Origin of the sequence: Corynebacterium casei LMG S-19264 (assembly GCF_000550785.1) — a bacterium.
In the GTDB taxonomy this organism is placed as follows: Bacteria; Actinomycetota; Actinomycetes; order Mycobacteriales; family Mycobacteriaceae; genus Corynebacterium; species Corynebacterium casei.
This window is the reverse complement of the sequence record NZ_CP004350.1, coordinates 547,681-559,667: the sequence shown is the minus strand read 5'-3', so window position 1 is coordinate 559,667 and position 11,987 is coordinate 547,681. Positions and strand designations below refer to the sequence as shown.

Genomic DNA, 11,987 nt, shown 5'->3' with positions numbered 1-11,987 from the left:
CTGAAAGGAATTCCAGCGCAATGAGTGAACAGGTTCGCGACGATATCCGCTTGCTTGGTCGAATCCTCGGCCGGGTTATCGCTGAGCAGGAAGGCGAGGACGTATACGAGCTGGTGGAGTCCACCCGCCGGCTCGCGTTTGGTGTGGCGCGCGGTGAGGAAGACGCCGAGGCTTTGCTATCGACGTTTCGCGATGTGGATGAGAACAAAATCAATTTGGTTGCGCGTTCCTTTAGCCACTTTGCGCTGATGGCGAATATCGCAGAGGACTTGGATGATGAATCGGCATTGGCAGCGCGCGAAGACTCGGGCGAGCATGCTCCCGATGCCTCATTGGAAGGCGTGCTGGCCAAGCTGAAGGCTGCCGATGGCGTGAGCACCAGCGAAGTCACCCGCGTGCTGGATGCAGCACTGGTCTCCCCTGTCTTTACTGCGCACCCGACAGAGACGCGACGACGCACGGTCTTTGATGTGCAAAAGCGCATTATCAAACTGCTGCGCGAGCGCCACGGGATTCTGGCACAGCCGCAGACACCGCGGCGGATTACGCGCCTAGCTGAGATTGAGCGTGAGGCGCACTTGCGTATGACCATCTTGTGGCAAACAGCGCTAATTCGAATTGCCCGGCCGCAGATTGAGGACGAGGTCAATGTGGGTCTGCGCTATTTCAAGCGCAGCTTGCTGGAGCAGGTACCTGCGATTAATCGCGACACGATTGCGGGCCTGCGAGACGTTTTTGGCGGCGCAGTGCCCAACCGTCAGGTGGTGCGTACCGGTTCCTGGATCGGCGGTGACCATGACGGCAATCCGTACGTCACCGGTGAGACGCTGACTTATGCCACGCGTACGGCTGCGGACACGGTGCTGGAGTATCACGTGGACCAGCTCGGGTTGTTGGAAAAGGAGCTGAGCATCTCCGATAGGTATTCAGAAAGCTCTGCGGAATTGCAGGAGTTAGCCGCGCGCGGCAATAACGACGTTCCAAGCCGCGTGGATGAGCCTTATCGTCGCGCTATCCACGGCGTGCTGGGGCGCATGACTGCGACGCGAGCAAGTATCGCAGGAGACAGTGTTAAAGACGCAGCTCAAGATGAGGTCAACGAATTTGCGCCCTATAGCTCTCCGGCAGAGTTTAAGGCCGAGCTGGACATCATTGACCGCTCGCTGCGCCAATTCAATGACGCCATCATTGCCGATGACCGCCTCCTGCGTATCCGCTCCGCGCTGGACTCTTTCGGTTTCCACCTCAACGCCTTGGATTTACGCCAGAACTCAGAGTCCTTCGAGGCGGTGCTGGATGAGCTTTTCGCGGGAGCGGGTGTCACTGCTTCTGGTGCTGGCTATAAGGGCCTGAATGAGCAAGCCAAGCGCGAACTGTTAGCTGCTGAACTGACTTCTGCACGTCCGCTGACCTTCCCGTGGTCTGCAACCTATAGCGAGGTGACTGAGAGGGAACTGGGGATATTTCGGGCAGCAGCAGACGCCGTGGACACGCTCGGCGTCGATGTCGTCCCGCACTGCATTGTCTCTATGACAGGCACAGTAAGTGACATTCTGGAGCCGATGGTGTTGCTCAAGGAGGTTGGCCTGCTGAGCTTCGATCCTGCGCGCGGGCGACTGGTGGGTTCCGTGGATATCGCACCGCTGTTTGAAACCATCGATGACTTGAAGGCCGGCGCGAAGATTCTACAGGAGCTATGGGATGTACCGCTCTACCGTGACTATTTGCGTGGGCGCGGAGACACCCAAGAAGTTGTTTTGGGCTATTCGGACTCTAATAAGGACGGCGGGTATCTTTCCGCCAACTGGGCGCTCTATGACGCGCAGCTGGAGATTGTTGAGGCCTGCAATACCCACGGTATCGGTTTACGTTTCTCGCATGGCCGCGGTGGCGCTGTGGGCCGCGGTGGTGGACCGACCTATGACGCCATCTTGGCACAGCCAGAAGGCGCAGTGCGCGGCTCAGTACGCATCACCGAACAAGGTGAGGTCATCTCCGCTCGCTATGGCACAGCAACCACTGCTCGCCGTCACTTGGAAGCATTTGTCGCGGGCACGCTAGAAGCCTCACTTTTGAATACGGAAAAGCTGAAAGAACCAGAGCGTGCTTATAGCATCATGCGGGAAATTTCCGGGCTCGCCGGCGAGAAATACGCCAGCCTGGTGCGCCATGATGAGGGATTCATTGACTACTTCACCCAGTCCACACCGCTGCATGAGATTGGTGATTTGAACATGGGCTCACGCCCGACGGCCCGCAAGCAAACCGAGTCCATTGCAGACTTGCGTGCAATTCCGTGGGTGTTGTCATGGTCGCAGTCGCGCGTGAATCTTCCCGGCTGGTTCGGTGTCGGCACCGGCATCACGCGTTGGGCTGGCGATGATGATGCTCGTTGGGATGACCTGCGTACGCTATACCACGCATGGCCATTTTTCCGCTCCGTGCTGGATAACATGGCGCAGGTCATGGGCAAGGCTTCCATGGATTTAGCGAAGATTTACTCCACCTTGGTTGATGATATTGAGACGTCGCAGCGCGTGTACAACACCATCGCGGAAGAATACGCTCTTACCCGCGAGGTCTTCCATCGCATTACTGACCATGATTCCCTGATGGCCGGCAATGAGCGTCTGGAGCGCTCAGTACAGCGCCGCTACCCTAATCTGCTGCCGCTTAACGCGATTCAGATTGAGCTGCTGCGCCGCTACCGTGCCGGCGACGACTCATTCCTAGTGTCGAAGACCATCCAAGTCACCATGAACGGGCTTGCCACGGGATTGCGTACTTCAGGTTAATTCAGGCTAGTTCGAGTTAGTTCTGTTCTAGCTGGTAAGTACCAAAACAGCAAAAATCCGCTTTCCCCAACAAGGAGGAAAGCGGATTAAGCGTTAGTTAGAGAGTAAAGATTTACTCAACAACCTTGGTCACACGACCAGCACCAACGGTACGGGAGCCCTCGCGGATAGCGAAGCGCAGGCCCTCGTCCATAGCAACTGGCTGGATGAGCTCAACGGACATGTCGACGTTGTCGCCAGGCATGACCATCTCAACACCCTCAGGCAACTTCACAACACCGGTAACGTCGGTGGTGCGGAAGTAGAACTGTGGACGGTAGTTGTCCATGAATGGGGTGTGGCGGCCGCCCTCTTCCTTCTTCAGGACGTAGACGGAGCCCTCGAACTTCTTGTGAGGGGTGTAAGCGCCTGGCTTAATAGCAACCTGGCCGCGCTCAACTTCTTCACGCTTGGTACCACGCAGAAGCAGACCACAGTTGTCGCCAGCCTCGGTGTAGTCCATCATCTTGCGGAACATCTCGATACCGGTAACGGTGGTGGAGATGGACTTCTCCTGGATACCGATGATCTCGATGTCCTCGTTGACCTTCAGCTGACCGCGCTCAACACGACCGGTAACAACGGTGCCACGACCGGTAATGGTGAAGATGTCCTCGATTGGCATCAAGAATGGCTTCTCAGTCTCACGAACTGGGTCTGGGATAGCGTCGTCACAAGCCTGCATGAGCTCGATAACGGAGTTAACCCACTTCTCTTCGCCGTTCAGGGCGCCCAGAGCGGAGATGTGAACGATTGGAGCTTCCTCGTCGAACTCCTGCTCAGCCAGAAGTTCACGAACTTCCATCTCAACGAGCTCGATGATTTCCTCATCGTCAACCATGTCGCACTTGTTCAGTGCAACGAGGATGTAAGGAACGCCAACCTGGCGAGCAAGAAGAACGTGCTCACGGGTCTGTGGCATTGGGCCGTCGGTTGCAGCAACAACCAGGATAGCGCCGTCCATCTGAGCAGCACCGGTAATCATGTTCTTGATGTAGTCGGCGTGGCCTGGAGCGTCTACGTGTGCGTAGTGGCGCTTAGGGGTGGAGTACTCAACGTGGGAGATGTTAATGGTAATACCGCGCTCCTTCTCCTCAGGAGCCTTATCGATCATGTCGAAAGCGAACGCTTCGTTCTCATCAGGGTACTGGTCAGCCAGAACCTTGGTGATAGCTGCGGTGGTGGTGGTCTTACCGTGGTCGACGTGTCCGATGGTGCCGATGTTTACGTGCGGCTTCGAACGCTCAAACTTAGCCTTTGCCACTGTATGTCCTCCTGGACTTCATTGTGACTACGACTTTCGCAGCCACGTGGTTGACAGTTGTCACGGCACCTGGAATATCCCGAAAGATAGTCCCAAGCGCACATGACGCTTTCTTTTCGTGCCAGTTACACGATCCTAGATTTATGCCACGGATTTTTCAAACCAGCTAAAGGGGCTTGAAATTGTCCGCGGAAGATTTGTGCGGACGTTAGTCCTCGACAAGAATCATCTGGGATCCTAGGAGGGTAACGGCCAGCTCAACCAACAGTATTCTACCTGCTGCTTCAGCGTGACCCCTACCCTCCTCAAATGCTACCTGGACTTGGTTGGTTCAACTGGCGGAAAATACCAGCCAAGTCTTGTTCAGGCAGCGTTTAGAGCAGGTGGCTTACTTGGAGCCGCCGGTGCGCTCTTCAATGATCTCCTGGGATACGGAGGATGGAACCTCAGCGTAGGAGTCGAAGACCATGGAGTAGTTAGCGCGGCCCTGGGTGCGGGAACGAAGGTCGCCAACGTAGCCGAACATCTCAGACAGTGGAACCTTTGCCTTAACCAGCTTGGCGCCAGCGCGGTCTTCCATTGCATTGACCTGTCCACGACGGGAGTTAACGTCACCGATAACGTCGCCCATGAACTCTTCTGGGGTGGTGATTTCCACTGCCATCAAAGGCTCCAGCAGAACTGGCTTTGCCTTTGCAACAGCTTCCTTCAGAACCTGGGAACCAGCCAACTTGAAGGCCATTTCCGAGGAGTCAACGTCGTGGTAAGCGCCGTCTTCCAGGGTTGCCTTAACGTTAACCAGTGGGAAGCCTGCGAGGAAGCCGTACTGCATTGCGTCCTGGATACCAGCGTCAACGGATGGGATGTATTCACGAGGAATACGGCCACCGGTAACGGCGTTCTCGAACTTGTAGGTTGCGGACTCGCCCTCTTCCAGCTCGGATGGATCTGGGTTGTAAGGCTCGATGGAGACGATAACCTTTGCGAACTGACCCGAACCACCGGTCTGCTTCTTGTGAGTGTAATCCAGAGACTGAACAGTCTTGCGGATGGTCTCACGGTAAGCAACCTGTGGGTTACCGATGTTTGCCTCGACCTTGTATTCGCGCTTCATGCGGTCAACAAGAACGTCCAGGTGGAGCTCGCCCATGCCGCCGATAACGGTCTGGCCGGTCTCATCATCAAGTTCAACGGTGAAGGTTGGGTCCTCAGCAGCAAGCTTCTGAATAGCGGTACCCAGCTTCTCCTGGTCGGCCTTGGTCTTAGGCTCGATGGAAACCTTGATAACTGGATCTGGGAAGTCCATGGACTCCAGAATGATTGGGTTTGCGCGGTCGGACAGGGTGTCACCGGTGGTGGTGTCCTTCAGGCCGATAACAGCGTAGATGTTGCCAGCTACTGCCTCTTCAACAGGGTTTTCCTTGTTGGCGTGCATCTGGAACAGCTTACCGATGCGCTCCTTCTTGCCCTTGGTGGTGTTCTGAACTTCATCACCAGGGGTAACCTTGCCGGAGTACACGCGGACGAAGATGAGCTGACCGAAGAATGGGTGAGCTGCAATCTTGAACGCCAGGCCGGAGAATGGGGATTCGATGGAAGGCTTACGGGTAAGCTCCTCGTCCTCATTGCCAACAGCGTGGCCGTGAACCTCGCCCACGTCAAGTGGGTTAGGAAGGAAGTCGATAACAGCGTCGAGCAATGGCTGAACACCCTTGTTGCGGTACGCGGTACCACAGTAAACAGGGTAGATCTCGGAGTTGATGACCATCTTGCGGATAGCGGTCTTCAGCTCGTCGATGGAGATTTCCTCGCCACCGAAGTACTTTTCCATGAGCTCTTCGTCGGACTCAGCAACGGTCTCAACGAGCTTCTCGCGGTACTCGTTAGCCTTGTCAACCAGGTCAGCAGGGATTTCCTCAACGGTAGCCTCGGTGCCGATCGCGGTCTTGCCAGGCCACATGAGTGCCTTCATCTCGAGCAAGTCGACAACGCCGTCGAAGTCATCTTCAGCGCCGATAGGCAGCTGCATAACCAATGGCTTTGCGCCCAGGCGGTCAACGATGGTGCTGACGGTGTAGTAGAAGTCTGCACCCATCTTGTCCATCTTGTTCACGAAGCAGATACGTGGAACGTCGTACTTCGCAGCCTGACGCCAAACCTGCTCGGACTGTGGCTCAACGCCTTCCTTGCCGTCGAAGACAGCAACAGCGCCATCAAGAACACGCAGGGAACGCTCAACCTCAACGGTGAAGTCAACGTGACCCGGGGTGTCGATGATGTTGATCTGGTTACCCTCCCAGAAACAGGTAACAGCAGCGGAGGTAATGGTGATACCGCGCTCTTTCTCCTGCTCCATCCAGTCAGTGGTGGATGCGCCGTCGTGGGTCTCGCCTACCTTGCGGTTGATACCGGTGTAGAAGAGGATACGTTCGGTCGTGGTGGTTTTACCGGCATCGATGTGCGCCATGATGCCGATGTTGCGAACCTTCTTCAGGTCCTTAAGCACTTCTTGTGCCACGGTTAATACCCCAACTCGTTTGTTGTCACGTTCGCCCAAGAGAGTTCATCTCTTAAACAAACGCAGTTACGTACATTAGTTCTCGATCAATCTTGCCACTATTTGCGCTCATTAGCAGCCCAGAGAGCGAATTCTTAGATGAAATTTATCTTAAGAATTGCTACACGAACTTTTATTGTGATTCAGAGTGCTCATTAGTGACCAGTTTGCTCTATATGCATCGAAAACGATGACCCGAGCAAATCACATTTTTAAGTTATCCGGCCCAAGGCGCTTAAAAGGCCTGGGTCGCTGTAACGGCTAGCACGCTAGCGAAACAGAACGAACTTAACCGGTGTGTTGCTCGGGTCATGGTCAGCCACAAACTACCAGCGGTAGTGAGCGAAGGCGCGGTTAGCCTCAGCCATCTTGTGGGTGTCTTCGCGACGCTTCACGGAAGCGCCCAGACCGTTGGATGCATCCAAGATCTCATTTGCCAGACGCTCGATCATGGAGTTCTCACGACGCTGACGGGTGAAGGTGACCATCCAACGCAGTGCAAGGGTGTTTGCACGGCCTGGACGAACCTCGATTGGAACCTGGTAGGTTGCGCCACCAACACGGCGGGAACGAACCTCAAGGTCAGGGCGGATGTTGCCAAGAGCCTTTTCCAGGGTGCCTACTGGATCGGTGCCGGTCTTTTCACGGCAGATCTCCAGAGCGCCGTAAACGATACGCTCTGCGGTGGACTTCTTACCGTCGAGAAGGACCTTGTTTACCAGCTGAGTAACCTGCTCAGAGTTGTAAACTGGATCTTTGACTACGGGACGCTTTGGAGCAGCATTCTTACGCATTTTTAATTACTGTCCCTTCTTAGCACCGTAACGGGAACGGGCCTGCTTGCGGTCCTTAACACCCTGGGTATCCAAGGAGCCACGGACGATCTTGTAACGAACACCAGGAAGGTCCTTCACACGACCACCGCGAACGAGCACCATGGAGTGCTCCTGCAGGTTGTGGCCCTCGCCTGGGATGTATGCGGAAACCTCAATACCGGTGGTCAGGCGCACACGTGCAACCTTACGCAGAGCGGAGTTAGGCTTCTTAGGAGTGGTGGTGTAAACGCGGGTGCATACGCCACGACGCTGAGGGGAACCCTTCAGCGCAGCAGTAGCGACCTTGGTGCGCTTATCATGGCGGCCCTTGCGGACCAGCTGCTGAATAGTTGGCATTATCAGTCTTTCTTAAGTGGTAGAAATTTCTTGCCTCGTCAACGTATCTCACCAGATTCATGCGCCGCGGTGCGAAATAGATGCCTAAACACGCAAAAATAAGGACTCTTTTCCGGGGTCCTACCGCGTGTCCAGATACCTATTCCCCACCGAGTCACAACTGACTGGTGTGTGTTGCTGAGAAAAGGTTCAGACTCTTCGTCACAAAATGCAACGAACTTCCGCTAACACTACCAAAGCCTCACCGGTTTTAACAAAACGCGGTTGTGCTCTAATTGTTCCTCTGATCTGCGACTATCCGATCACTGCTTCATTACTGCTCCGCGCGGTACTGCCACTCCCACACCAAGTCTGGTTTCAGGTCGGCTTCAAATAGCCGCGCGAAGTGTTCAGTTTCTTGACGCTCCCAAGTTTCAAACCAGTCTTCATAGCCTTCATCACGGTCCAATGCGCGGGAGCGTCGTGCTTCGCGGGGCCCGGTGACCATCACCGTAATAACTGATCCGCGTCGCGCTGCGGCCGCAATGTTTTCTTCCGTCACGGCGCCAACGCCTTCCACGATAAGGTCATCGCGGCCGTCGAGGCTGTACCACTCAGCGGGAGCATTGGCATGCCAATCCCAGCGCCAATATCCCGGGTTCATCTTGCGCAGCACCTGGCTTTTGACCATGTCGCTGCCCTTTTCCAGTCCATGCCAGCCGGGATAGAACTCATCTAGATGCACGGTTTGCCACAGCATGTGCTCTGAAAGCCGTGCTGCGAACCATGTCTTGCCGGCGCCCGAAGGGCCATCGATAAGTACTGTGACCGGGCGCATGGGCTTGTTGCGCTTTGCTGCAAGGCTTGCGATGTTGTCTTCCAGCAAGTCCTGTGCCTGCTCAAAAGACGTAGTTTCCACTACTTCCTGCTCAGCCTCTTCTTGGCCGACTGGAACGGGCGTAATTTCTCCAATATCACCTTCGTCATTCGGCAGAAATCCGTTGGGCACGCCTTCCGTGTTGTCCGCAAGGTCAATGATGGTTTCAATAATCAGTGTCATGGAATTGGGATTAGCCATTAAGAACTGCGTCGATACTTGTTTATCGTAATCTCGATCTTCAACGCGATTCTGTGCTTTCCTAGCCACACCTTTCAAATGCTTTGCCAAAAGTTTCGGCCCGAACTACGTCCTTCTCATGGTAGGCGCTAAATCGATTTCGGGTACGAACTTTGCTCTTCTTATTCGCAAGTCTCCTTCTGCCTTCCGCTCTAACGCAAAATTACGTCGACTAGTCCGCAAATTCGCGTTCAGCGATTTTGCGTTAGAGCCCGAGGAAGCGCCAGGAATCAGTGGCGACGGAGATGATGACGGGAAGGCTGGCTAGTATCAGGCTGCACAGCATGACTATCCAGTCGGTGCGGGTGAGCTTTGATTCTCGTGCCCAGGTACGTTTGTTTCCGCCGGGAATGGGGCGGCCAAAGCCACGCGCTTCCATCGCGGTGGCAAGCTTGCCGCCGCGGCGCAGGGCAAGAACCAGCAGGCCGAAGGACATGGACAAGGTATGAGCTATTTTTCCGCGGTCCGCTAGTCCGCGTGCGCGTCGCGCCTGCGTCATGGCTTGCCAGTCGTCTTTAAACAGGGTCAGCATGCGCACGCCAGCTACCGCGCCGATGACAAAGCGTGCGGGAAGCCGGAGGATTTGTGCGAGGGCATCGCCGAGTTCCGTTGGGTCGATATCGCGCGCGAGCACAATGACGGGCAAGGCCACCGCCAGCACGCGCAGCATCATGGCCAGGGCAAGCTCGATGGAATTGTCAGTCACCGTAGCCAGGAAGAAGGAGAAATATTCCCTTCCACCTTCTTGCGCATAGAGCAACATCGAAATGCCGGAAATAGGTGAGATGATAAACAGCGGCCAAGACATCTTCAGCAATCGCACAAGCCCGATGCCGCACAGGGGCGCGAAGATAAAAGTAACCAGCAATGAGACGGCAGCGCTCACCCAATCCACAGACAACAGCAGCGGGGTGGTGATAAGCAGTATCAGCGCCAAGCGCGTGAGCGGATTGACCCCACGAATCAGGTTAGGCATGGGCGCTCACCACCAGGTGGGCATCAGCCAGAGCCGAAATAAATAGTTCATCGTGGGTAATGGATGCCACGGTGACACCGGAGTCAGCCAACTCACGAATCATGCGCACGAGCTCCGCGAAGGTCTGCGGGTCCTGGCCAAAAGTCGGCTCATCCAATAGCACCACTTCAGGTGCGGTTACCAGAGCCGTTGCCACGGACAGTCGGCGTTTTTCGCCACCGGACAGAGTAAACGGGTTGGCATTGACCAAAGAGGTTAGCCGGAGTCGCTCCAGCAGCTTGTCGATGCGGTCTTGGTCGACCTTCTCCCCCATGACCTGCGGACCGACCCGCATTTCGTCGATGACGCTTCGCGCGACAAATTGGTGTTCTGGGTTTTGGAAGACGTATCCAATGCGGTGTGCCAGCTGCGCTGAAGTCCACTTGTGCGGGGACTTAGCTAGTCCCTTGCGCACGCTGTCGGAATATCCCAACTCGCCGGAGATAGGGTCAATAAGCCCTGCCATGGTCATCAACCAGGTGGTTTTTCCAGAGCCGTTTGCACCGGTGATAACTGTCGATGCACCTTCGGGAATCGCCAAAGTACGTGCCGGACCAAAGCGCGTGATGAGGTCTTTGGAGCACAGCGCCGAAGAAGCATCGGCAAGCTGTGTGCGTGCCACCGGAAGATCTGTAATCTTACGTGCCTCGATGGCTGGCTGCACGTCGCCGTCATAAACCTTCGCGCCGTGATGCAACACGATGGCGCGATTCAAAACCGGCGCCCAATCTTTGTAGTTGTGTTCAATGACTATCAGCGTGGCGCCGGTTTCTTCCACCACGTGGTTTACCGCCGCGACGACATCGGCAGCGCCTTGCGCATCCAAGTTCGCGGTGGGTTCATCCAGCAAGATGACTTCCGCACCCATGGCAATAACCCCCGCTAGCGCCAGGCGTTGCTTCTGCCCGCCGGATAGCCGCGCAGTGGGATGATCAATGTCGAGGTCAAGGCCCACCATTTCTAAGCTGCGGTGCACGCGGTGCCAGATGTCATCGCGTTCAAGGCCGAGGTTTTCACACCCGAAGGCGACGTCATCTCCCACGCGCGAGGCAATGACCTGCGAGTCAGGGTCTTGTAGGACGAGGCCGACATTAGCAGCATTGATAGTGAGCTCACCCTGCAAAGTGCCTTCATCATCCCCTCCCAGCACACCCGCGAGAGCAGCCATGAGCGTGGACTTTCCGGAGCCTGAATCACCGGCGAGTAAAAGACGTTCGCCGTGTTCAATGCTCAGGTCTAGTTCATTAATTGCGGGCTGATGCCGGCCGGCATGTTGCCAGCTCAGCCCGCGGGCAACAATCTGTGGCATTAACGCTCGCGCTGCTCGCGTCCTACGGCAAAACGGTCCAAGGCACCGGTCTTAGCCAGAGCTTTCACCGCGAAGAAGCTCAGTGCTCCCGCGAGGATTGCGCCCGAGATTACCAGGCAGGTGAGGTAAATGAGGTTGAATTCCAAGGACTTAGCGATGTTCGCGGAGGTAAACAGCTCGAGGACAAACGCTCCGATGGCCGCGCCGATACCGCCCAGCGCTGCGACGGTCAGGCTGAAACGGCGGTAGAGGAAGATAGCGAAGACGATTTCCACGCCCAAACCCTGTGCCAGGCCGGAGTACAAAGTCTCTGGTCCCCACTGGGAGCCGAAGACAGCCGAGACAGTTGCCGCGAGAGTTTCCACGTAGATTGCTGCGCCCGGTTTGCGGATGACCAGCGCACCGATGACACCGCCGGCGAGCCAAATGCCGGTTGCCAATCCACCAAGACCGGGAGTGAGTGCGTCCATGGCCATAAACCAGGCGTAGCCAACTGAGTTCCAAAAGACGAACACTAGGCCGCAGGCTACTGCGAGGATGGAAGCAACGATAATGTCTACGACTCGCCAACTGAGAGTGCGAGCAGGGTTAGCTAAAGTAACCATTTCTTTTATCCTTTCGCCGGCATTATCCGGTTCAAGTTCGACGGTTTCCCAGCGCCTGCGCCAGGGGTCTCAGCCCGCACTTTGCTTGCGAGCACCCGTAAATGAATATGATGCTCCTCAAGAACTACCAGAGTG

General features: G+C 55.8%; 9 protein-coding genes and 1 riboswitch. Of the genes, 1 reads left to right on the top strand and 8 read right to left on the bottom strand.

The genetic code is table 11. The annotated features are described in order from the left end of the window. The first annotated feature begins 20 nt into the window (after positions 1-20). On the top strand, positions 21-2,795 hold the full coding sequence (ppc, locus tag CCASEI_RS02735; protein ID WP_025387079.1) for a phosphoenolpyruvate carboxylase: 2,775 nt from the start codon (positions 21-23) through the stop codon (positions 2,793-2,795). 112 nt (positions 2,796-2,907) lie between these two features. Here the strand turns inward: ppc and tuf are convergent, their stop codons facing one another. The 8 genes from tuf to CCASEI_RS02695 all read right to left on the bottom strand — a co-directional run bounded on the left by tuf (position 2,908) and on the right by CCASEI_RS02695 (position 11,852). Continuing rightward, entirely contained in the window at positions 2,908-4,098 is a 1,191-nt protein-coding gene (gene tuf / locus CCASEI_RS02730) for an elongation factor Tu (RefSeq protein WP_006823212.1), read from the bottom strand. A 388-nt stretch (positions 4,099-4,486) separates the two neighbouring features. After that, positions 4,487-6,616: an elongation factor G gene (fusA, locus tag CCASEI_RS02725; protein WP_025387078.1), complete on the bottom strand. Its 2,130-nt coding sequence runs from the start codon at positions 6,614-6,616 to the stop codon at positions 4,487-4,489. A gap of 365 nt (positions 6,617-6,981) precedes the next feature. Next, the gene (gene rpsG / locus CCASEI_RS02720; protein ID WP_006823210.1) at positions 6,982-7,449 is read right to left on the bottom strand and encodes a 30S ribosomal protein S7; all 468 of its coding nucleotides are present in this window, start codon (positions 7,447-7,449) and stop codon (positions 6,982-6,984) included. 6 nt (positions 7,450-7,455) lie between these two features. Beyond that, complete coding sequence (gene rpsL, locus CCASEI_RS02715; RefSeq protein WP_006823209.1) at positions 7,456-7,827, bottom strand: 30S ribosomal protein S12; 372 nt, start codon at positions 7,825-7,827, stop codon at positions 7,456-7,458. A gap of 313 nt (positions 7,828-8,140) precedes the next feature. Continuing rightward, entirely contained in the window at positions 8,141-8,866 is a 726-nt protein-coding gene (locus tag CCASEI_RS02710) for a nucleoside/nucleotide kinase family protein (protein WP_225868432.1), read from the bottom strand. A gap of 262 nt (positions 8,867-9,128) precedes the next feature. After that, positions 9,129-9,899: an energy-coupling factor transporter transmembrane component T family protein gene (locus CCASEI_RS02705; RefSeq protein WP_025387076.1), complete on the bottom strand. Its 771-nt coding sequence runs from the start codon at positions 9,897-9,899 to the stop codon at positions 9,129-9,131. Continuing rightward, on the bottom strand, positions 9,892-11,247 hold the full coding sequence (locus CCASEI_RS02700) for an ABC transporter ATP-binding protein (RefSeq protein ID WP_025387075.1): 1,356 nt from the start codon (positions 11,245-11,247) through the stop codon (positions 9,892-9,894). Before CCASEI_RS02700 ends, CCASEI_RS02705 begins: the two co-directional genes overlap by 8 nt. Further along, a complete protein-coding gene (locus CCASEI_RS02695; RefSeq protein WP_006823205.1) occupies positions 11,247-11,852 on the bottom strand; it encodes an ECF transporter S component in 606 nt (201 codons plus the stop codon). Before CCASEI_RS02695 ends, CCASEI_RS02700 begins: the two co-directional genes overlap by 1 nt. Beyond that, positions 11,843-11,961, bottom strand: a riboswitch (TPP riboswitch). Its footprint overlaps the gene before it by 10 nt. Between the last annotated feature and the right edge of the window lie 26 nt (positions 11,962-11,987).